Genomic DNA, 20903 nt, shown 5'->3' with positions numbered 1-20903 from the left:
GACCGGTATGCAGCGTTTTCGTGACGCGGCCTCAGCCTCGCGCCGGCGCGCTGGGGAAGGCCGGCAGGCTCCATCCCCTCAAGAGGGCGCCGGCCCGCAGGGCGAAGCCGACGAGCACCGCCACGCCGACCGCCGGCCAGGTCGGAACCATCACGGCCTTCAGCACCACGAACAGGCTCGCCGACAAGAGGGCGGCGGTGATGTTCAGTTCGCGCCGCAGCAGGATCGACGGCTGGCCGGCCAGCACGTCGCGCACGACCCCGCCGAAACAGGCCGTCAGCACGCCCATGACGATGCAGATCAGCGGCGCCACGCCATAGGAGCCCGCCTTGGCCGCCCCCATGACCCCGTAGGCCGCCAGCCCGACCGCGTCCAGCCACAGCAGGGCCCGGAAACGCCACGTCCGCGCCCCCAGCACCCAGAAGGCCGCCGCCGCCAGCAGGCAGACGGCGATATAGCGCCAGTCCTGCACCCAGAAGACCGGCGCTCCGATCAGCAGATCGCGCAGCGTCCCGCCGCCGACCCCGGTGATGGCGCCGAAGAAGGCGAAGGTCACCAGATCGTGCTTCTCGCGCGCGGCGGCCAGTGCCCCGGTAGCGGCGAAGACAGCCACCCCCGCAAAGTCCAGCAGCGGCAGGACGGTCTCGGGCCGGGTCAGGTCGGCGTTCGTCAGCGGATTCAAATCGACAGGTCCTCCAGCGCGATATCGCCACGCTTCACCGCCCCATACCATCCCCAGAGCAGATGCGCCGCCACCCCGCGATGCGGTCGCCAGATTTCCGCCCGGGCATAGGCCTGTTTCTCGTTCGGCCGGGCCTCGACCGCATCGGCCCAGCGCATCGCCTCCTGCAGGGCCACGTCGCCGCCGGGAAAGACGTCGAGGCGCCCCTCGCAGAACATCAGGAAGGTCTCGGCCGTCCACTTGCCGACCCCCTTGATGGCGACCAGGGCGGCGACGGCCTCGGCGTCGTCCAGCCGCTCCAGATGATCAAAGTCGATGCGGCCCTCGGCATGGGCCAGGGCGATCTCGTGGCCGTACTTGGCCTTCTGCCCCGACAGGCCGAAGGTGCGCAGCGTCTCCACATCCAGCGCCAGCACGGCGTCCGGCGTCACCGTCCCGCCCAGCCCCTCGACCGTCCGTTTCCAGATCGAGGCGGCGGCGGCGACCGAGACCTGCTGCTCGACGATCATGCGGAACAGCCCCTCGTATCCGCCGGGCCGCAGCCGCCACTCGAATACCGGCGTCTGGACGTGCGCCCGCGCCAGGGCCGGATCGGCGGCGGCCAGGGCCTCGCGGGCGGCGGCGATGGACGGAGCGGACGGGGCTATGGCCATGCCTCATGCTAGGCCGAGGCGAGGCCCTCGGGAAAGAGGCGGCTCGACCCCCATTCTGACCACCGCCGGAAACCGCTAGGTTGTCGCCATGTTCGCCACCCGCTTCGCCCCCTCGCCCACCGGCCGCCTGCACCGGGGCCACGCCTTTTCAGCCCTGACCGCCTGGAGCGCGGCGCGCGAGGCGGGCGGGCGGTTCCTGCTGCGGATCGAGGACATCGACCCGACCCGCTGCAAGCCCGAGTTCGAAGCCGCCATCTATGAAGACCTCGCCTGGCTCGGCCTCGACTGGGAAACGCCCGTGCGGCGCCAGTCCGATCACCTGGCCGACTACGCCGCCGTCATCGACGTCTTGGGCGCGCGCGGCCTGCTGTACCGCTGCTTCCGCACCCGCAAGGACATCCTCGACGCCATCGGCGACGCCCCGCACGGCCCCGCCGAAGCCGTCCGACCTGGCCCGCACGCACCCGACGAAGAAGCCCGCCTGCTGACCGAGGGGCGTCCCTACGCCTGGCGGCTGTCGCTGGACCGGGCGCGTGAAGCCTTGGGCGAGACCGCCTGGAACGCCCTGTCCTTCGTCGAGGAAGGCTGCGGCCCCGATGGCGAGACCGGCCTGATCCGCGCCCGACCCCAGACGGCGGGCGACGTGGTGCTGGCCCGCAAGGACGCCGGGACCGCCTATCACTTGGCGGTCGCCCACGACGACGCCCTGCAAGGCGTCACCCACGTCATCCGCGGCCTGGACCTGTTCGAGGCGACCCATATCCAGCGGCTGATCCAGGCCCTGATGGGCTGGCCCGCCCCCGTCTATCGCCACCACCGTCTGCTGCTCGGCCCCGACGGCCGCCGCTACGCCAAGCGCGACCGGTCGGTGACCCTGGCCGAGCTTCGCGCCGCCGGCCTGTCAGCAGAGGCGCTTCGGGCCGAGCTGGGGTTCCGAACGGAGGCGACGCCGCCTCGTCGCACTCAAATAGGGCGACCGCCCGATAGCGCCCTTCTCTTCCCAGAATAAAGAAAGGCGCGGAACCGGCAGGTTCCGCGCCTTTCGATCGTCTGAACCCGAAGCGGGTTCGTCGGCCTTAGAGAACCTTGAGTTCCACTGCCGAGGTCTTGCCGCGCTGGTTTTCCAGCTCGTATTCGACCTTGGAGTTTTCATCGAGGCCTTGCAGGCCAGCTTTTTGAACAGCGGTGACGTGGACGAAAACGTCCGAGCCGCCGTCGTCGGGCTGAATGAAGCCATAGCCCTTGGTGGGGTTGAACCACTTGACCGTGCCGGTCGCCATCTTAGCGTCTCCGTAAACGCGCTTTGCCAGGCGGATTTCCATGCAGGAGAATCCGTCAGCCCATCTGGACAAGCTCGTTCAGGCGAAGGAGCGAGACGCGGGTTTGGACCCCGCGCAAAATCCGGACTGCGCCACTTTGTCACCCGACTATCCACAGCGCGTCAACTGGAAAGCGAAACGCCCGACGCCGCCGGTTGGTTAAAGTCGAACGCGGGTCGAAAAGCCACGGTCCGCGAAGCGACGCGCGAACCGTGGGGCGTCGTGGGCTGGCGCGCGCGTTAAAATAGCCGCAAGCTCTTCCCGTTACGACGGCAAAGGACGACCCCGATGGCCAAGGACAACTACGCCGACACGCTGGAAGCCTTGCAGATTCAGTTGGTCGAGACCCAGGCCTGGGCCATCGATCAGGGCCTGAAGATCGTGATCGTGTTCGAGGGTCGCGACGCCGCCGGCAAGGACGGCGCGATCAAGCGGATGACGGAATACATGGCCCCGCGCCAGACGCGCGTCGTCGCCCTGCCCAAGCCCAGCGACCGCGAACTGACCCAGTGGTATTTCCAGCGCTACGCCGCCCACCTGCCCGCGGCGGGCGAGACGGTCTTCTTCAACCGCTCCTGGTACAATCGCGCCGGAGTCGAGCCGGTGATGGGCTTCTGCACCCCCGCGCAGCACGAACGCTTCCTGCACGACGCGCCGCATTTCGAGCGGATGCTGACCCAGTCCGGCACGACCCTGATCAAGCTGTGGCTGGACATTTCGCGCGATGAGCAATCTCGCCGACTGGAGGAACGCACCACCCATCCGCTGAAGCGTTTCAAGGTCTCGCCGCTGGACGCCGAGGCCCAGAAGCACTGGAGCGACTATTCCGCCGCACGCGACCAGATGCTGGAACGCACCCATTTCGACTATGCGCCCTGGACGGTGGTCGCCACCGACGACAAGAAGAAGGCTCGGCTGAACATCATCCGCCACGTCCTGCACCAGTTGAACTGTCCGGGGCTGGAAGCCAAGAAGGCCGATTCCGACATCGTCTTCAGCGCCGACAAGGCCAAGGGCCGGCTGGCGAAATAGGCCCGCCGAACAGACGGCGGCCCTCGGCCTTGCCGCGGCCCCTGCCCTCAGGGCTCCGAACCGCCCAGGGCTTCAGAGGCCTCAAGGCCCGGTGTCGAGGGTCGGCGGACCGCCTTCGCCGTCGCGGGCCGCACCCCCAGCAGCAGGCCCAGCCAGCCCAGACGGCGCGCGATCTCATAGGTCGCGAAACAGCCCAGGAAGGTTCCCGCGATCAGCAGCCCCGCCTCCAGCGGTTGCGGCAGGCCGAACGGGGCCAGGTGGTGGGCGGCGACGACGATGATCGTCTGGTGCACGATGTAGAAGGGGAAGACCCCGACCGTCAGGTAGCGCAACAGTGGCCCGCCCCGGTTCAGATAGCGCGCGCCATAGCCCAGGATGGCGACGATGAAGGCCCATTGGTCGGCGGCGTAAACCAGACGCATGGCGGTCTTCAGGGCCTCGGGCGGCACGGCGTCGTCGGCGCGGAACGTCCAGGCGTAGAACGCCCACCCCGCCCAGGCGACGACCGCCAGGATCAGGGCCGGTCGGCGCAGCCGCTCATAGCCCGCCTTCAGGACGTCCGACCGGGCGCTGAGAAAACCGAACAGGAAGGCGCTGAACGACAGGGCGTGGTTGTACCAGTCGTCGACCAGGGCGTGGGTGACGGGGAAGGCCGGCGCCAACGCCCAGCGGATCAGGGCCAGCCAGACGATGGGCCAGATCAGCAGCCCCCAGCCCTTGAGCACGCGCTCCAGGCCCGACTGCAGGGCGGGCAGCAGACGCTGACCCAGCATCAGCAGGCTCGCCAGCGCCAGGCTATAGATCAGCAGATAGGCGACGAACCACATGTGGTTCCACGTCGGCGTGATCAGACAGCCGTCGGCGTCGCACCAGCCGCCCGAGGCGGTGGCGTATTTCAGCCAGAAGCCGGCCAGCCACGGCGAATGCGCCGGATCGGCGACGCCCAGCCCCCGCGCGGCCTCGACCACTTCGTAATAGCTCTGGGGCGGCACGATCACGAACATGGCGAAGACCAGCGGCGGCAGCAGCCGCAACGTCCGCGACCCGGCGAAGCGACGGGCGCTTCCCTCCCCCTGCCGCGCGAAGCCGTCGAACAGGAAGCGCGTCGCCGCCCCGGACACCACGAACAGCAGGGTCAGCCGCCAGGGGTTGGTCAGTTGCATCAGAGGCTCCAGCGCCTCGACCGGATGGGGGCTGTTCACATGCCAGTCCCATGGCACGTAGAACATGCCGACATGGTAGAGGATCAGCAGCATGAAGGCGCCGACGCGGATCCAATCCAGATCATGGCGGCGCGGCGGCGGTGGGGACGGGAGAGCGGGCATGGGGAAGACCTCTGATGAATGAAAATGCGGGGTCAGGGCTCTCATTTCGGCCCGCAGAGCCGCAACCGGCGCGGGCCGGACGGAGGCCTCGCGGGGCCGGGCGAACGGGGCCTGGGACGAACGGCGACGCCTCGGGGGCGAATGGCGCGCGCGTCCATCTGACGAGCGCTGACCGGCACGACCTGATCGTCGGCTGGACGATCATTCTCGGCATCACGGCCGCCTTCATGGTGGTCAACGCCATGACGGTGCTGACCGATTCCCCGTCTCTGCGGCTCTGGGCGCCCTGGGTGTGGGAGGGCACCAGCGCAGCGGCGCTGGCCCTGCTGATCTGGCTGCCCTGGCTGGCCGCCGCCTTCGCTCCGCCGTCCATGCTGGACGACGGCTGGCGCGGACGCGGCCGGTTCACCGCCGTCCACCTGGGCGTCGCCGCCCTCTACAGCCTGCTGCACGTCGGCCTGATGGTGGCCATGCGCCACGGCGTCTATGCGGCCCTGGGCGAGACCTACGACTATGGCCCGCCGGTCGAGCGGTTCATCTATGAGCTCCGCAAGGACCTGCTCAGCTACGCCCTGTTCGTCGGCGTCTTCTGGGCCGTACGCAGCCTGCGCGAGGCGCGCGAGACCCCGGTGCGGCCCGTCAGCTTTGACATCCGCGACGGCGCCCGTCTGATCCGCGCGCCGCTGGACGACATCCTGGCCGCCACCTCGGCCGGCAACTACGTCGAGTTCATCCTGGCCGACGGCCGCCGCCCGCTGATGCGCGCCACCCTGGCCGCCGTCGAGGTGGAACTGGAGCGCTGCGGCTTCGTGCGCACGCACCGCTCCTGGTTGATCAACGCCGCGCGGATGAGCGGCCTGCGCCCCGAAGGCTCCGGCGACTGGACCGTCGAACTGGGATCGCTGGAGGCGCCGCTGTCGCGCCGCTATACGCCAGCGCTGGACCGGCTGAGAGCCGAGGGTCTAAGACCCCAGGCATGAACATCACCGCCCCGCTTCCCGACGCCGCCCGCCAGAACTGGGTGGACCGCTACGCCCCCGAAGCGCTGAAGCCGTGGCTGAAGCTGGGCCGGTTCGACCGCCCCATCGGCATCTGGCTGCTGCTGCTGCCCGGCTGGCAGGGGATCATGCTGGCCCTGAACCAGTACGACCGGCCCTTCGGCGGCTATGAGCTGTGGCTGGTGGCGGGCTTCGCCATAGGCGCTGCGCTGATGCGCGGCGCGGGCTGCGCGGTGAACGACATCGCCGACCGCGACTTCGACGCCCAGGTGGCCCGCACCGCCCTGCGCCCCATTCCTGCGGGCCAGATCAGCGTCAAGCAGGCCTGGGCCTTCGTGGCGGGTCTGTGCCTGATCAGCCTGTGCATCCTGCTGACCATGAACCTCATGTCCGTCCTGCTCGGCGCCCTGTCGCTGGGTCTGGTCGCGGCCTATCCCTTCATGAAGCGCATCACCTGGTGGCCCCAGGCCTGGCTGGGCCTCACCTTCAACTGGGGCGCCCTGCTGGGCTTCGCGGCGGCGACCGGGGGTCTGTTCGCCCTGGGCTGGCTCTATGTGCTGGACGTCCGCGCCAGCGGCGACGCCTACTGGATGGCCGAGGGCCTGAACCGCATGGGGCACCTCGCCCTGTCGGCGGGGCTTCTCTATGCGGGCGGCGTCTTCTGGACCCTCGGCTACGACACCATCTACGCGCTGCAGGACATCGAGGACGACGTCATGGCCGGGGTCAAATCCTCGGCCCGGCGTCTGGGGTCGCAGGTCAAGCCGGGCGTGGCCGTCTTCTACGTCCTGGCTGTGCTTCTGGCCGGCGCGGCCGGTTTCGCCGCCGGTCTCGGCCCGATCTTCTACGCGGGTCTGGTCCTCTACGCCCTGCATCTGGCCTGGCAGGTGAAGGCCCTGAAACCCGAGGACGGCGTCCTGTGCCTGCGCCTGTTCAAATCAAATCGTGAAGCTGGATTGATCCTTCTGGCCGCGATTGCGTTCAACGGCCTAGCTTTCTGATCGCACCCTCCCCCAAGGAACCTCGAATGACCTCGTACCGCCTCCGCGTTCTCCTCCTGACCGCCGCCGTCGCAGCGACCCTGAGCGCCTGCCAGCGCGCCGAGAAGACCGCGCCCGAGGCCCCGAAGGCCGCCGCGGAGGCCACCGCCGCCGCCCCGCTGAAATACGAAAGCGCCACCCCCTACGCCAAGGTCAGCCTGACCCTGCCGGAAGCGATCAAGGCCCAGCCCGACCTCTACGCCGGCCTATATCGTCAGGAGGTCGCCGACCTCGGCAAGTACGCCGAGGGCGCCCAGGCCGACCGCACCGAGGCCGGCGGCGACAGCGCCATGGGCCCCTATGAGAAGACCATCATCTACGCCGATCCCGTCCAGACTGACCGTCTGTTCAGCGCCATGCGCACCGACTTCGACTATTCGGGCGGCGCCCACCCCAACACGGTGGCCACGGCCCTGTTGTGGGACAAGACCGAGAAGCGCCGCATCACCCCCGCCGACCTGTTCGCCAAGGGCGCCGACCTGACCGCGCTGGAGCGGACCCTGTGCGCCGCCGTCAACACCGCCAAGAAGGCCCGCCCCGGCGCCCAACCGGTCAAGGTCGGCGGCGATACCTGGAGCTGCCCCAAGCTGAAGGACGTGGCCGTGGTCCTCGCCCCCGGCACGACGGCCGGTAAAGCAGGCGGCCTGACCTTCCTGCTCGACGCCTATGCGGTCGGCCCCTACGTCGAGGGGGCCTACTACCTCACCCTGCCCGCCTCGGCCTTCCAGACCTTGCTCGCCCCGGCCTACGCCGCCGAGTTCGCCGGCCAGCCGCTCAAGACGGGCGACGTGACCAACGACCTGCGCCCGAAGTAAGCCAACAGCACGTCCCTGATCCTCCCCCGTTCACGGGGGAGGGGGACCATGCGCAGCATGGTGGAGGGGGCGGAAACAGGCTGGCGCTCGACAGCATGAGGGCGGCGCGTGCCTCTCGCCCCCTCCACCCCGCCAGCTGCGCCGTCGCGGTCCCCCTCCCCCGCTGCGCGTGGGAGGATCGCTCTACTTTCCGTCCGCCAGGAACTCATCGACCAGCGCCTCCAGCCGCGCCGGCTGGTCGGTCATGATGAAGTGCCGGGTATCGTCCACCCGCATCAGCTTCACCCCCGGCAGGCCCGCATATTCGCGGCTCCACAGGGCGTCGGCCCCGGCGGCGGGCGCCCCGCCGTTCGCGTCCGAGGCATAGACGGCCCAGACTGGCGTGGTCATGGCGGCCAGACCGGGCCGCACGTCGGTGGTCATCACCTCGCGGATGGCCGAGGCCATGGCGTGGCGGTCCGACGCCATCGACCACTCGACCATGGCCGGACGCGCCGCCTCGGTCTTCATCATGCCGACCGCCGTCTGTTCCTGCTGCTGGCGGAAGGCGGCCTCGTCCGCGCCGAGAATTCCCGCCGCCGCCTGATCGGCGAAGGGCCGGGCGTTCTCCGCGTTCACCTGCGGCCCGAACATGGCGCTGAAGAAGGGCAGGCTGTCGACGCTCATCACCCGCCCGACCGCCTCGGGATGTTGCTGCGCCAGCATCAGGGCGCTGAAGCCCCCCATGGAATGGCCGATGATCGCGGGCCGGTTCAGCGTCGCCGCATAGCGGGCCAGTTCATCGACCGCCGGCTGGACGAAGGCCTCGTCGCCATGCCTCCACGGCTCCCCGGCGAAGCCCGCCAGTTGCACCAGATGCACCCGGTGCGTCGCCGCCAGCCGCTGCGCCAGCGGTCGCCACGCCTCCCGCGAGGAAGCGAAACCCGGGATCAGGATGACGTCGGGGCCTTGCCCGATCACCTCGACCGACAACCGGTCGGAGGTAAAGGCGGGGGCTTCGATCCGCGCCGGTTCAGCATGGGCGGCCGAGAAGACGTTGCCGGCGGCCAGGGTGACACCCGAGGCCAGCAGGAGGGCGCGCAGGGTCCTGGACGAAGAAGCAGAATTGAACATGACGTTTCCTTTCAGGTCTTCAGAAAAGCCCCTCTCTCCACCGTCATCCTCGGGCTTGACCCGAGGATCGGGTTGTCCGTCTGCACGACCTCAGCAATGCAGAGCGCGCGGCCAGGCTCGATCCTCGGGTCAAGCCCGAGGGTGACGGCGGAAAGCAAAGGCGGAAATGTAAGGTAAAGCTGACAGACTCGTCAGCCGTGCGGGTTCTCGAAAACCTCTTCCACCGGCCGCGCGAACAGGGCGGCGATGCGGTAGGCGAGGTCCAACGAGGGGTCGTGCTTCTCGGTCTCCAGGGCGTTGACGGCCTGACGCGAGACCCCCAGCGCCTGCCCCAGCTGTTCCTGGGTCCAGTTGCGCTCGACGCGCAGCAGTTTCAGCTTGTTCTTCATCAGTTCGACGATCGGATGAAGACTGCGACCGCTCCAAAAGCGCCCCAGAACAGCGGCACGATCAGCCAGCCCTCGGCGTGGGGCGCTCCGGCGAAGTTCTCGGCGAAGCCCCAGAAGGTGAACAGCGCCATGGCGATGCCGGAGGCGACGATGAACTGCTTGGCGGTGACGGCGCGGACGAACTCGTCACTGTCGCGCATGAAGCTGAGCACCGCCCAGATCTGACCGGCGATCGGCGCGGCGACCGCCAGGGCCAGAAGCCAGGCCGCCGGACGGCCTATGACGCCATCAAAGACGTCGGTCGTCATCATCGCCACGCAGATCGCCACATAGGGAACCATGAAGGCGAGGGTCCGCAGTCGGTAACGCCGGGCGGCGGAGGTTTGGACATTTGGCGGGCAGTTCGTCATGACAGGCGCTCCTGACTGAATGTAAGGCTTACCTTACATGGTCAATATGTCATGTCAACCTGACTTTTCGTCAGGCCAGCCTGATGCAGCGGCCTCGCCGTCATCCACGCCCGCCGACCTGATCTGCGCCGGCGACGTCTTCTATGAAAAGCCCATGGCCGAGGCGGTCCTGGCCTGGCTGCAACAGGCCGTCGCCAACGGAACCCGCGTCATCGTCGGCGATCCGAGCCGCACCTACTTCCCCCGATCGGGTCTGACCCTGCTGGCGGAATACACGGTGCCGACGACGCGCGAACTGAAGGACCAGGAGGACAAGCGCTCGCGCGGCTGGTCGCTGGACCCGGGGGCCTGAACCGACCGAGCGGGCCGAGCGAAATGACGACCGTCAAGTCGTCCCTCGGACGCACGCGCTAGGCTGCGCGCCGAGAGGAGGCGAATGCCGATGACGCCCACGCCCGACCACGCGAATGCCTTTGATCAGGTCCGCGCCGCCCATCACCAGATCGGCAACAGCCTGCAGTCCGTGGCCTCCCTGCTGATGCTCCAGGCGCGCTCGGCCGACACGCCGGTCGCCGCCGCCCTCAATGAGGCGACCCGCCGCGTGCGGGTCATCATCCGCCTGCACCAACGCCTGCAAACGCATGAACAGGGGGTCGAGGTCCATCTGGATGAATTCCTCGCCGACATCTGCCGCGACGTCGCCGAGATCGACGGCCGCGAGGGGGCGAATCTGGTGCTGGACATGCGGCCTCTGACGGCGTCCGCCGGCCTGGCCTCCGCCCTCGGCCTGATCACCGCCGAACTGGTCGGCAACGCTTTCGAACACGGCCTGGCGGGGCGCAGCGGGACGGTCGACGTCCGGCTGGAGCCGACGCCCGAAGGGTGCCGTCTGGCCGTCAGCGACGACGGCGTGGGCTTTCCCGATGCGGCTCATCCCGAGGCCAACGCCGGTTTCGGCCTGTCGCTGATCGCCCGCATGGTGCGTGAGACCGGCGGCGCCCTGGCCGTCAAGGCGCGGGATCCCGGCGTACAGTTCGAGGTGCGCATGCCCGGCGCCCACCCGGCAATTGACGCCCTCGCCACCCGAACGGATTAGGCGCCTTCCCATAAGCACGCGCCCGGAATTTCGAGAGACCGGCGATCCATCCCATAGGACAGGGGTCGGGGGACAGGGATCGGGAATGCGAGGTCTTTCTATGATGGTTCACGCCCTGCCTTTCGCGGTCGCGCCGCGCCCTGCCTTGCGCCCCTATGGCGACATCGACGTCAGGCTGACCTACGGCGCGGACGAGCCGATCTATGTCGAGGGCGACGAGGCGACGTTCGTCTATGTCCTGCTCAGCGGCGCGGTGCGCACCATCCGCCATTCCTTGGAAGGCCGACGCCAGATCGGCGGCTTCTACTATCCCGGCGACCTGTTCGGGCTGGAGCCCGGCGCTCATCACCGGTTTTCCGCAGAGGCGCTGGGCCCGAGCGAGGCAGTCGCCTTCGGGCGCGGCGCCCAGTGGTCGGCCCTTCACCAGCATACCCTGACCCAGGCCGCCCTTCTGGAACTGGCCCGCACCCAGGATCACCTGGCCATGCTGGGCCGCCGCACCGCCCGCGAGAAGATCGCCAGCTTCCTGCTGGACGTCGCCGCCCGCAGCGCGACTGAGAACACGGCCCTGCTGATGAGTCGTCAGGACATCGCCGACTATCTGGGCCTGGCCATCGAGACAGTGTCGCGCGCCCTCGGCCAGTTTCAGAACGACGGCTGGGTGGCCTTTTCCTCCTGCCGCGAGTTCCACATCCTGAAGCGGTCGTCGCTGGAGCGGCTGGCCTCGCGCTGATCCCGTCTTGACCATCGTCAAACCGACCGGAGAACCGGAATCGATGCGGGCCGTTGTGTTCCCTGTCCCGATTGCGGAACCGCCATGCTTCGACCTGTCGTTCACATCGTCGATGACGATCCAGCCACGCGGTTGCTGCTGTGGGCGACGCTCGACGCGCGCGGACTGGACGCGCGACCCTATGGCTCGGCCGAGGCCTTTCTGGCGACGGAGGGCCGCATGACCAACGCCTGCCTCCTGACCGACATGCGGCTGCCGGGGCTGGACGGGCTGGCGTTGATCCATCATCTGACGGCGCGCGACGAGGCGCCGCTGCCCATCCTCGTCATCACCGCCTACGCCGACGTGCCCCTGGCGGTGGAGGCCGTGCGCGCGGGCGCCCTCGATGTCCTCGAAAAGCCCGTGACGCCCGAGCGCCTGATCGCCGCCGTCACGGGGGCGCTGGACAGCCGACGCGCGACGCCGCCTCCCCCGCCCGTGGCCCGGCTGGAGCGGCTTTCCGGGCGCGAACGCGAGGTCCTGCGCGGCGTGGCGGCGGGTCGCGGCAACAAGGTCATCGCCCAGGACCTGGGCATCAGCCCCCGCACCGTCGAAGTCTATCGCGCCCACCTGATGACCAAGACCGGAACCCACACGGTCGCCGACCTGCTGCGCCTCGCCCTGGCGGCCGGCTACTAGTCCGCTTCGCCCCAGCTGACGCGCTTCAGCGCCGCCAAGGCCCGTTCGCGCGCCGCGGCGTGATCGACGATCGGCCTGGGGTAGTCGACGCCCAGCCGCACCCCCGCCTCGGCCAGCACCGCCGACGGCGCGGTCCACGGCGCCTGCAGCCAGCGATCCGGCAGGCGCGCGATCTCGGGCGCCCAGCGGCGAACATAGCGACCCTCGGGATCGAATTTCTCGCCCTGCGCCACCGGATTGAAGATGCGGAAATAGGGGGCGGCGTCGGCCCCGGACCCGGCGACCCACTGCCAGTTCTGCACATTGCTGGCCAGGTCGGCGTCGGTCAGCGTGTCCCAGAACCAGGCCTCGCCTGCGCGCCAGTCGATCAGCAGATGCTTGATCAGGAAGGAGGCGACCACCATCCGCACCCGGTTGTGCATCGTCCCCGTCGCCCACAGCTGGCGCATCCCGGCGTCGACCAGGGGATAGCCGGTTCGCCCCGCCTTCCACGCCGCCAGAGCCTCGGGATCGTCGCGCCAGGCCATGGCGTCGTATTCCGGTCGGAAGGCGCGCTCTGGCAGATAGGGAAAGTGGTGCAGCAGGTGGGCCGAGAATTCCCGCCAGCCGATCTCGGCGACGAACTTCTCCGCCTCGGCAGAAGCGACGCGACCGGCGGCGGCGGCCCGCCGCACCGCCGTCACCGCCCGCCAAGGACCGATCTCGCCCCAGTGCAGATGGGCCGCCAGACCGCTGGTCCCCGCCCCGTCGGGCCGGTCGCGGTCGACGACGTAGCTCGTCAGCCCGCCCGCGACGAAGGCGTCCAGCGCCGCCCGCGCCCCCGCCTCGCCGGGCGTCCCGACAAAGCCGGTCGACCAGTCGGGTCGCGTCGGATGCAGGCCCCAGTCCTCGCCCGCCTCGCCGGCCACGCCGTCCGGAACCGTGACGGTCTCGGGCGCATTGAGCGCCGCCGGCGCCTCGGCCGTCGCCAGCAGGGCCTTCAGAAAGGGCGTGAACACCTTGTAGGGCTGGCCCGATCCGTTCAGCACCGCTCCCGGTCGGCACAGCAGCGTCGCGTTGAAGCCCCGGCATTCGATCCCGTCGGCCTTCAGGCCGTGGGCGATGTCGGCGTCGCGGGCGAAGGCCTCGGGCTCGAACAGGCGGTTCATGAAGACCTGCGCGGCGCCCGTCTCGGCGATCAGCCGACGCAGTTCGGCCTCGGCGTCGCCGCGCCGCAGGATCAACCGCCCCCCGCGCGTCCTCAGGTCGGCGTCCAGCGCCCGCAGCGACCGGTCCAGCCACCAGCGCGAGGCCCCGCCGATGGGCCGTCCCTCCAGCCGCTCGTCCAGCACATAGACCGGCAGCACCGGGCGCCCTGTCGCCAGGGCGTGGTGCAGCGCCGGATTGTCGGTCAGCCGCAGGTCGCGACGGAACCACAGGATGACGGGCGGAGAGGCGGGCAAGGGCGGTCCTGACGCTGGGCGACCGGAATACGGTGCCGCCTCCCTGCTGGATCAGGCGTCGCGCGGCAAGACCGTCAGCACCCGGGCGATGAACTGGTGGAAGGATTCCATATAGTCGCGCAGGAACTTCTCCGTCTCGGGCACGGTGATGTTTCCGGCGTCGTCGACCAGGCCCGGCGTGAACTGGATATAGGCCTCTGGCGCGTTCATCTGCGGGGCCTGCAGGAAGCCCATGACGCTCCGCAGGCTCTGCTGGGCGACGGCCGTGCCGATGGCGCCCGGCGAGCTTCCGATCACCGCCGTCGGCTTGTTGGCGAAACTGTTGGTTCCATAGGGGCGGCTGGCCCAATCGATGGCGTTTTTCAGCCCGCCGGGGATGGAGCGGTTGTATTCCGGCGTCACGAACAGGATGGCGTCCGAGCCCTTGATCGCCGCCTTGAAGTCATTCGCCACGGCCGGATAGTCGGCGTCGTAATCGTAGGAATAGAGCGGCAGGTCCTTAAACGAGATCTCGTGGAATTTCAGCTTCTCGGGCGCGACCTTGATCAGGGCCTGGGCCAGCTTGCGGTTGATCGAGCCCTTGGCCAGGCTGCCGATGATGTAGCCGACGTTGTAGGTGGTCATGACGCGCATCCTGCTGGGAGAGACGACGCCGACCGCCGCCTCCGAAGAAATGCTTCGTCAGGCGCGCGGGTTCCGCCTCAGACCGTGACCGCGCGCGCCGTCCGCCCCGCCTCGCCGAAGACCCGCAGATAGCGCTCGATCTCGGCCCGGTCGCCGGTGGCCTTCTCGACGTTGTCCGACAGCTTGACCGCCGAACGCCCCGCCGCGCGCGTCACCTTGCAGACCAGGGAGATGGGCGTCAGCTCGGGCATGGGCGCGGGGGCGCAGTCGCGGAAGTCGTTGGTCAGATTGGTGCCCCAGCCGAAGCTGGTCCGCACCCGCCCCTTGAAGTGGGCGTGAGCCGCCTCGATCCCGTCCACATCCAGCCCGTCGGCCAGCACCAGCAGCCGCTCGCGCGGGTCGCGCCCCTGGGACGCCCACCAGTTCAGGATCTCCTCTCCGCCCTCGATCGGCGGCGCGGAGTCAGGACGAAAGCCCTTCCAGTCGGCCAGCCAGTTGGGCGCGTCGGCCAGGAAGGCTCTTGTCCCGAACGCGTCGGGCAGGGCCACCAGCAGATTGCCGTCATAGGCCCCCCGCCATTCCTCCAGCACCTGATAGGGCGCACGGCGCAGGGCCGCGTCGTCGTCCCCCGCCAGGGCCGCCAGCACCATGGGCAGTTCATGGCCGTTGGTGCCAATGGCCTCCAGGTCGTTGTTCATGGCCAGCAGGACGTTGGACGTGCCGATGAAGGCCGAGCCCAGCCCCTCCTTCAGCGCCTCGACGCACCAGCCCTGCCACAGGAAGCCGTGCCGCCGCCGCGTGCCGAAGTCCGACAGGGACAGGCCGTCCAGCGTCCTCAGACGCTCGACCTTGCCCCAAAGTTTCGTCTTGGCGCGGGCATAGAGAACGTCCAGCTCGAACCGACCCAGGCGGCGCAGCGCCCGACGGCTGCGCAACTCGTTGAGAATCGCCAGCGCCGGGATCTCCCACAGCGTGACCTCGGCCCAGGTCCCTGCGAACTCCAGCCGGAACTGGCCGTCCGCGCCGCGCGCCAAGTCGTATTCCGGCAGGCGGTAATCGGCCAGCCAGGCCAGGAAGTCGGGGCTGAAGATCGACTTCTTGCCGTAAAAGGTGTTGCCGCCCAGCCAGATCAGCTCGCGGTTCGAGAACCGCAGCGTCCGCGCATGATCCAGCTGCGCCCGCAGTTCGCCCTCGTCCACCTCCTCGGCCAGCCGCACGCCGGTCGTGCGGTTGATGACCGAGAAGGTCACCGGCACGTCGCGATGCCGCCGCCAGATCAGCTGCAGCATCAGCAGCTTGTAGAAGTCGGTGTCCAGCAGGCTGCGGACGATGGGGTCCAGCCGCCAGCCGTGATCATAGGCCCGCTTGGCCAGGTCGACGTTCGCCATGTCTCAGTCCGTCGTTTCCGCTTGGGGCGCGGGCGGGCCGGCCTCGTTCTCGTTCAGGATCCGCCCGACCCGTCGCGGCTTGATATAGGGCTCCGGCTGGGGCGTCGGCATGTTTCCGCGCATCAGCGACCGCCCGGCCGCCATGCCGCCCGTGACCTGCAGGTCCAGCCGCGCGGCGTCGCGGCGGCGCACGTCGGCGATGGTCTCGGCCGCCTCGTCCTCAGACACGCCCAGATCGACCAGCACCGCCTCGCCGAACTTCAGCGCGGACTCGAAGGTCTCGCGGATATTGTATTCGACGCCCGCCGCGATCAGGCGCAGCGAGTGGCCCCGGTCGAAAGCGCGCACGAACAGCTTGACCCCCGGAAACTCGGACTTGACCAGTTGCACGATGCGGTCGGCGGCCTCCGGCTTGTCGACGCAGACCAGCACCGCCTCGGCCTTGCCCGCGCCCGAGGCCCGCAGCGTGTCCAGACGGGTGCCGTCGCCGTAATAGACCTTGAAGCCGAAGTCGCCCGCCGCCTGGATCATCTCCACGTCGTTCTCGATGATCGACACGTCCACGTCGCGGACCAGCAAGGGTTGCGACACCACCTGGGCGAAGCGGCCGAAGCCGATGATCAGCACCTGCCCGCGCAGGCCCTCGGCCGAATCCACGCCCTCGGCCTCCTCGGGCGACAGTCCCGCCTCCTCGGGCAGCCAGCGCTTCAGCGCCAGGGTCGTCAGCGGCGTCAGGGCCATGGACAGGATGACGATGGCCGTCAGCGCCGCGCTGGCCTGGCCGTCGATGACCCCGCCGGCCGCTGCCGCGCCATAGAGGACAAAGGCGAACTCGCCGCCCTGCGCAAACAGGGCCCCGCGCTCCACCGCTTCGTGATGGCGAGCCTTGAACAGCCGCGCCACAACATAGATGACCGCCGCCTTGACGACCATGAAGGCCAGCAGGCCGGCGACCACGATGCGCCAGTCGGAAATCACCACGCCGATGTCCAGCGCCATGCCCACCGACAGGAAGAACAGGCCCAGAAGGATGGCGCGGAACGGCTCCACGTCCGCCTCCAGCTGATGCCGGAAGGTCGAATCGGACAGCAGCACCCCGGCCAGGAAAGCCCCCATGGCCATCGACAGGCCGACCTCGTTCATGATCCAGGCCGTGCCCGCCACCACCAGCAGGGCGGCGGCCGTCATCACCTCGCGCCCGCCGTTCTGCGCCAGGAAGCGGAAGACCGGATTGATGGCGTAGCGGCCGATGACCAGCACCCCCGCGACCGCCGCGACCGCCAGGCCGATGGTCTGCCACAGCGGCGCAGCGCTCTCGTGCGCGGAGCCTACGGAGACGGCCAGCACCGCAACGATGGCCAGCAGCGGCACGATGGCCAGGTCCTCGAACAGCAGGATGGACACCGCCCTCTGCCCCTGCGGCGTCGGCAGGTCGCCCCGCTCCTCCAGCATCTGCACGATCACGGCGGTCGAGGACATGACGAAGCCCATGGCCCCGACGAAGGCCACCGGCGCCGATACGCCCGCCGCCATGGCGACCAGCGTCAGCGCCAAACCCGCCAGCCCGACCTGGGTCGCCCCCAGGCCGAAGATCTCCTTGCGCATCCCCCACAAGCGTTTCGGCCGCATCTCCAGTCCGATGATGAACAGGAAGATGACCACGCCGAACTCGGCGACGTGCAGGATGACTTCCGGCTCGCGGAACAGGGCCAGTCCGAACGGGCCGATGGCCGCGCCCGCCGCCAGATAGCCCAGCACCGAGCCCAGCCCGATCTTGCGGAAGACAGGCACCGCCACGACCCCGGCCGCCAGCAGCGCGGCCACATGGCCCAGATCCAGTCCCGTCGACGCCTCGGCCATCGCTCACCCTTTAGTCTGAGCCTCCATTGTGGGGACGAAGCGTCGCGATGGCGAGGGCGATCAGCCGAAGACGGCGCCGATCCGCGACAGGCCGTCGCCGGCGGGCCGCATCACCGACCAGTCGGCGGCCAATCCGTCGGCCAGGGTCTTCAACCGGTCCAGCACCGCCAGCATCGGATAGGGGCCGACGCTGACGCGACAGGCGCCGGCTTCGAACAGGGTCTTGGCCGGCGGCGTCTCGGGGCCCGCCATCAGGCTGATCGGTCCGCCGATCCCGTCGGCCAGCCGCCGCACCAACGTCGGGTCGGTCACGCCGGGCAGGAAGACCACGTCGGCCCCCGCCGCCAGCCACGCCCGCCCCCGCTCCACCGCCATCTCGACCCGCTCATCATCGCTGTCGCCCAGCTTCATCAGAAAGACGTCGGTGCGCGCGTTGATCACCAGTTCGGGGGCCGCCGCGCGCAGGGCGGCCAGCCGTGCCGCCTGCGCCTCGACCGGCGTCAGAGCGCCCGGCGTCGCATAGTCCGCGTCCTCGAAATTGACCCCGACCGCGCCCGCCGCCCAGGCCGCCCTGCCCGTCTCGGCCGCGTCCTTGGCCGCAGGGCCGTAGCCGGCCTCGACGTCGGCGGTCACGGGAACGCCGACCGCGCGCACCATGGCGGCGACCTCCCGCATCATCGCTTCCCGGTCCAGACCCTCGCCGTCGCGCGCGCCGCGCGCCCAGGCCACGCCTGCGCTGGTGGTGCCGACTGCGGCGAACCCGGCGGTTTCGAACACCCGCGCACTGGCCGCGTCCCAGGCGTTGGGCAAAATCAGCCCGCCGCGGCGATGCATGTCCCGGAAGGCGGCGGCGTGTGTGGTCTGATCGGTCATGGCAGGTTCCTCTTGTCGGTTCCGCGTCATCCCATGACGCCGCTCTCGCGTCCGGCGGTTTTCGGACATAGATGGCGGGCGCGCGTTATTTCTGACGGGGGCTCTCCAGCCCCGTGTCGGTCGGGTCCAGCCGCCCTTCGCGCCGGGCCTTGATGGCCCGCGCCAACTCCTCGGCGGCGATCCGCACCTCGGCCTGGATGGCGATGTCCTTGTCGAGCGCGTCGTGACTGGTGGCGTAGGGCTCCCAGTAGCCGATGTAGCGGTCCAACACGGCGTCCGGGCCCGCCGGCGTCAGCTTCATCGAGGTCAGCCAGTCGGCCACAAAGCGCCTGACGTTCTCGGCGCCCTCCACGTCGCCGTGCACTACGACCGAGAAGATTCGCCCCTCCAGATGGCGCGGATAGGCCCAGCCCGCCAGTTCGACCGCCTTGGCCTTCCTGGCGTCCTTGCCGTGCGTCAGGGTCGGATCGGGATTGCCGCCGTCGGCGCAGACCAGCCGGTCCATCATCAGCTTCATCGGGCTGGAGACCTGATACCAGTTGACCGGGGTGACGACGAAGACGCCGTGCGCCTCGACCCACATCGGATAGATGTCGTTCATCCAGTCGTGGACCTGGCCCAGCGAATAGTTGGGATAACAGCTGCACGGCCAGTGACAGAGCGCCGCCGCCGTCGAGAAGCAGGCCTTGCAGGGGTGGATGTCGCGCCCGAACTCCGAGGCCAGCCGTGACAGGTCCAGCACCGTCGTCTCCGTCCCCGCCGCCTTCAGTGCCTGCTCGGCGATCATGGTCAGCCGCCAGCTCTTGGACATTTCGCCAGGGCAGGTGTGCTCGGATCGCGACGAGCCGTTGATCAGCAGGACGCGCAGCGGGCCGTTCGGGTCGCCGTGGCGGACCTGGGCCGCCTCGATCGCGGCGTGGGCGTTGATCCAGTCGACGGACAGGTCGTAGTCGGGGTCGGCGTAGCCGGGGCCGGCCTTGCGCGTCACCGGACTCTTGCGGCCCTCGATATAGCCGTCCCAGGCGACGGCGGCGATCTTGTCCAGCGCCTCTCGAACCGTGTCGAACGCCGGGTCCCGATAGCGGCTCAAAAATCGGCCGGTGAATTCCTCGCGGCTCAGTTCAGGCGACGGCATGCCCTGGCGCGGTTCGGGCGTGTTCACAGCGTCGGTCATCCTGTCCTCCGTCGGGGCGGCGCTCAGCTAACGGCCCCGCCTCGCCCCCCGTTCCGCCGGAACCGGGTTCGTAGGCGCGGGTTCTTACCGCCAAGCCGAACAGCTGTCTGACCAAGGAGAGACCCGTGAAAATCCGCGACGTGATGAGCCGGGACGTGCAGGTCGCCCGTCCCCACGACACCCTTCAGGAGGTCGCCGCGCGCATGGCGTCCGGCGATTTCGGCTTTATTCCGGTGGCCGACGGCGACAGGCTGGTCGGGGCGATCACCGACCGCGACATCGCCGTGCGCGCCGTCGCGGCGGGCGCCGCGCCCACCGCCCGCGTAGTCGAGTTCCTCAGCCGCGACCCCCTCGTGGTCCGAGCCGACGACGACCTCGCGGTCGCGCTGGACCTGATGAGTTCGCGTCAGGTGCGGCGCCTGCCCGTCGTGGACAAGGACGGCCGCCTGGTCGGCGTGGTGTCGCTGGGCGACCTGTCGACTCGGGTCAAGGAGCGCTATGCGGGCGAGGCGCTGGAAGAGATCTCGCGCCCGAACTGAAGGTTCACCATCCGCTAACCACGTCGCGGAACCGGACGATAACGGCTGTTGTCCATGCTGGCCTCTTCGCAGGGGAGAGACCGCATGGCGCGCGCGCAGTTTCAAAAGGGCCAGAAGGTCTGGGTCGAGAGCGTCGGCGTCTGGGCCCAGATCGAGCAGGTCCAGCCCGTCTGGGCCAAGGGCTTCGACGAGCCCGTGCGCATCACCTACGATGTCGGCCTCGGCCGTGAGTTCATGGCCGGCGAGCTTCAACTCCCAGCCGAGGACGCCGCCGCCGTCGCCGTCCTCGGCGACTGGCGCATCCTGCGCGCTCGCAACAAGTGGCAGGAGCCGGCGGACTGCGCCCACCATCCCTTCCCGGGCAGCTATCCCGTCGTGGTCACCGACAAGGCCGACTGGGGCGGCTGGCGCGTGCCCGGCGCCGAATACGACCGCGACCCCGAACGCATCGAGTTCCAGTCGCGCCTGATCGCCGCCTCGCCCGACCTGCTGGACCTGGCCCGCGAGCTCGTCGAGACCGTCTCGGAATCCCCCGAAGACGCGCCGCCGGAAAGCGTGCGCCTAGCCCGCCGCGCCCGCGAAATTCTGGTGCAGATCACCGAAGTCCTCGCGCCGCCGCCCGAGCCCGTCCGCGCCTCGGCCCCGGATGCGACCCAGGCCGCTTGATCCGCCGCAAGGGCGTTCGCCCGACATGCGAAAAGCCTGGCCGTCAGGCCTCGA

General features: G+C 69.3%; 24 protein-coding genes. 11 read left to right on the top strand and 13 right to left on the bottom strand.

The features are described 5' to 3' along the window. Positions 1–31 precede the first annotated feature (31 nt). Together AB4Y68_RS12625 and AB4Y68_RS12620 are read right to left on the bottom strand one after the other, a co-directional pair. A complete protein-coding gene (locus tag AB4Y68_RS12625) occupies positions 32–682 on the bottom strand; it encodes a trimeric intracellular cation channel family protein (protein ID WP_441456106.1) in 651 nt (216 codons plus the stop codon). After that, the gene (locus AB4Y68_RS12620; RefSeq protein ID WP_441456105.1) at positions 679–1335 is read right to left on the bottom strand and encodes a DNA-3-methyladenine glycosylase family protein; all 657 of its coding nucleotides are present in this window, start codon (positions 1333–1335) and stop codon (positions 679–681) included. The genes AB4Y68_RS12625 and AB4Y68_RS12620 overlap by 4 nt, the downstream gene beginning before the upstream one ends. 88 nt (positions 1336–1423) lie before the next feature. On the opposite strand from AB4Y68_RS12620, the gene gluQRS reads away from it, so the two are divergent. Further along, positions 1424–2344, top strand: coding sequence for a tRNA glutamyl-Q(34) synthetase GluQRS (gene gluQRS / locus AB4Y68_RS12615; protein ID WP_441456104.1), 921 nt, complete (start codon positions 1424–1426; stop codon positions 2342–2344). Positions 2345–2411: 67 nt separating this feature from the next. On the opposite strand, the gene AB4Y68_RS12610 is transcribed toward gluQRS, so the two are convergent. Then, complete coding sequence (locus AB4Y68_RS12610; RefSeq protein WP_441456168.1) at positions 2412–2615, bottom strand: cold-shock protein; 204 nt, start codon at positions 2613–2615, stop codon at positions 2412–2414. A gap of 327 nt (positions 2616–2942) precedes the next feature. Here AB4Y68_RS12610 and ppk2 point away from each other — a divergent pair, with 327 nt between their 5' ends. Next, the gene (gene ppk2, locus AB4Y68_RS12605) at positions 2943–3686 is read left to right on the top strand and encodes a polyphosphate kinase 2 (RefSeq protein WP_441456103.1); all 744 of its coding nucleotides are present in this window, start codon (positions 2943–2945) and stop codon (positions 3684–3686) included. A 47-nt stretch (positions 3687–3733) separates the two neighbouring features. On the opposite strand, the gene AB4Y68_RS12600 is transcribed toward ppk2, so the two are convergent. Further along, on the bottom strand, positions 3734–5011 hold the full coding sequence (locus AB4Y68_RS12600) for an acyltransferase family protein (RefSeq protein ID WP_441456102.1): 1278 nt from the start codon (positions 5009–5011) through the stop codon (positions 3734–3736). A gap of 227 nt (positions 5012–5238) precedes the next feature. On the opposite strand from AB4Y68_RS12600, the gene AB4Y68_RS12595 reads away from it, so the two are divergent. From AB4Y68_RS12595 to AB4Y68_RS12585, 3 genes are read left to right on the top strand one after another with little or no spacing between them, the layout of a single operon-like run. Beyond that, positions 5239–5991: a LytTR family DNA-binding domain-containing protein gene (locus tag AB4Y68_RS12595; RefSeq protein WP_441456101.1), complete on the top strand. Its 753-nt coding sequence runs from the start codon at positions 5239–5241 to the stop codon at positions 5989–5991. Continuing rightward, the gene (locus AB4Y68_RS12590) at positions 5988–7010 is read left to right on the top strand and encodes a UbiA family prenyltransferase (RefSeq protein WP_441456100.1); all 1023 of its coding nucleotides are present in this window, start codon (positions 5988–5990) and stop codon (positions 7008–7010) included. The genes AB4Y68_RS12595 and AB4Y68_RS12590 overlap by 4 nt, the downstream gene beginning before the upstream one ends. 26 nt (positions 7011–7036) lie before the next feature. Further along, on the top strand, positions 7037–7864 hold the full coding sequence (locus AB4Y68_RS12585; protein WP_441456099.1) for a DUF3298 and DUF4163 domain-containing protein: 828 nt from the start codon (positions 7037–7039) through the stop codon (positions 7862–7864). Positions 7865–8047: 183 nt separating this feature from the next. On the opposite strand, the gene AB4Y68_RS12580 is transcribed toward AB4Y68_RS12585, so the two are convergent. The 3 genes from AB4Y68_RS12580 to AB4Y68_RS12570 all read right to left on the bottom strand — a co-directional run bounded on the left by AB4Y68_RS12580 (position 8048) and on the right by AB4Y68_RS12570 (position 9776). Beyond that, positions 8048–8977, bottom strand: coding sequence for an alpha/beta fold hydrolase (locus tag AB4Y68_RS12580; RefSeq protein WP_441456098.1), 930 nt, complete (start codon positions 8975–8977; stop codon positions 8048–8050). A 191-nt stretch (positions 8978–9168) separates the two neighbouring features. Then, positions 9169–9366, bottom strand: coding sequence for a helix-turn-helix transcriptional regulator (locus AB4Y68_RS12575; RefSeq protein ID WP_114817898.1), 198 nt, complete (start codon positions 9364–9366; stop codon positions 9169–9171). Beyond that, the gene (locus AB4Y68_RS12570; RefSeq protein WP_441456097.1) at positions 9366–9776 is read right to left on the bottom strand and encodes a hypothetical protein; all 411 of its coding nucleotides are present in this window, start codon (positions 9774–9776) and stop codon (positions 9366–9368) included. The genes AB4Y68_RS12575 and AB4Y68_RS12570 overlap by 1 nt, the downstream gene beginning before the upstream one ends. Before the next feature lie 46 nt (positions 9777–9822). Between AB4Y68_RS12570 and AB4Y68_RS12565 the strand changes: the two genes are divergently transcribed. The 4 genes from AB4Y68_RS12565 (at position 9823) to AB4Y68_RS12550 (ending at position 12283) form a co-directional block, all read left to right on the top strand. Next, a complete protein-coding gene (locus tag AB4Y68_RS12565) occupies positions 9823–10128 on the top strand; it encodes a class I SAM-dependent methyltransferase (RefSeq protein ID WP_441456096.1) in 306 nt (101 codons plus the stop codon). Between the two features lie 84 nt (positions 10129–10212). Next, positions 10213–10872: a sensor histidine kinase gene (locus AB4Y68_RS12560; protein WP_441456095.1), complete on the top strand. Its 660-nt coding sequence runs from the start codon at positions 10213–10215 to the stop codon at positions 10870–10872. A gap of 85 nt (positions 10873–10957) precedes the next feature. Further along, on the top strand, positions 10958–11605 hold the full coding sequence (locus AB4Y68_RS12555) for a helix-turn-helix domain-containing protein (RefSeq protein WP_441456094.1): 648 nt from the start codon (positions 10958–10960) through the stop codon (positions 11603–11605). Between the two features lie 84 nt (positions 11606–11689). After that, the gene (locus tag AB4Y68_RS12550) at positions 11690–12283 is read left to right on the top strand and encodes a response regulator transcription factor (RefSeq protein ID WP_441456093.1); all 594 of its coding nucleotides are present in this window, start codon (positions 11690–11692) and stop codon (positions 12281–12283) included. Here AB4Y68_RS12550 and AB4Y68_RS12545 read toward each other — a convergent pair. From AB4Y68_RS12545 to AB4Y68_RS12520, 6 genes are all read right to left on the bottom strand, one after another. After that, complete coding sequence (locus AB4Y68_RS12545) at positions 12280–13725, bottom strand: cryptochrome/photolyase family protein (RefSeq protein WP_441456092.1); 1446 nt, start codon at positions 13723–13725, stop codon at positions 12280–12282. The genes AB4Y68_RS12550 and AB4Y68_RS12545 overlap by 4 nt on opposite strands. A gap of 51 nt (positions 13726–13776) precedes the next feature. After that, a complete protein-coding gene (locus AB4Y68_RS12540; protein WP_441456091.1) occupies positions 13777–14349 on the bottom strand; it encodes an NADPH-dependent FMN reductase in 573 nt (190 codons plus the stop codon). A 77-nt stretch (positions 14350–14426) separates the two neighbouring features. Next, positions 14427–15737 carry a nicotinate phosphoribosyltransferase gene (locus AB4Y68_RS12535; protein ID WP_441456090.1) on the bottom strand — a complete coding sequence of 437 codons (1311 nt, stop codon included), beginning with the start codon at positions 15735–15737 and terminating at the stop codon, positions 14427–14429. Positions 15738–15740: 3 nt separating this feature from the next. Then, positions 15741–17597, bottom strand: coding sequence for a monovalent cation:proton antiporter-2 (CPA2) family protein (locus AB4Y68_RS12530; RefSeq protein WP_441456089.1), 1857 nt, complete (start codon positions 17595–17597; stop codon positions 15741–15743). 60 nt (positions 17598–17657) lie between these two features. Then, positions 17658–18470 carry an isocitrate lyase/PEP mutase family protein gene (locus AB4Y68_RS12525; RefSeq protein WP_441456088.1) on the bottom strand — a complete coding sequence of 271 codons (813 nt, stop codon included), beginning with the start codon at positions 18468–18470 and terminating at the stop codon, positions 17658–17660. A gap of 85 nt (positions 18471–18555) precedes the next feature. Continuing rightward, the gene (locus AB4Y68_RS12520) at positions 18556–19644 is read right to left on the bottom strand and encodes a flavodoxin family protein (RefSeq protein WP_441456087.1); all 1089 of its coding nucleotides are present in this window, start codon (positions 19642–19644) and stop codon (positions 18556–18558) included. Positions 19645–19769: 125 nt separating this feature from the next. Here AB4Y68_RS12520 and AB4Y68_RS12515 point away from each other — a divergent pair, with 125 nt between their 5' ends. Beyond that, positions 19770–20183 carry a CBS domain-containing protein gene (locus AB4Y68_RS12515; protein ID WP_441456086.1) on the top strand — a complete coding sequence of 138 codons (414 nt, stop codon included), beginning with the start codon at positions 19770–19772 and terminating at the stop codon, positions 20181–20183. An 84-nt stretch (positions 20184–20267) separates the two neighbouring features. Beyond that, entirely contained in the window at positions 20268–20849 is a 582-nt protein-coding gene (locus AB4Y68_RS12510) for a hypothetical protein (RefSeq protein ID WP_441456085.1), read from the top strand. The last annotated feature ends 54 nt before the right edge of the window (positions 20850–20903 follow it).

It is taken from the genome of Brevundimonas sp. 2YAF1 (assembly GCF_052114745.1).
In the GTDB taxonomy this organism is placed as follows: Bacteria; Pseudomonadota; Alphaproteobacteria; order Caulobacterales; family Caulobacteraceae; genus Brevundimonas.
Note: the sequence above shows the minus strand (reverse complement) of the source record. Positions and strands in the feature narration are given on the sequence as shown.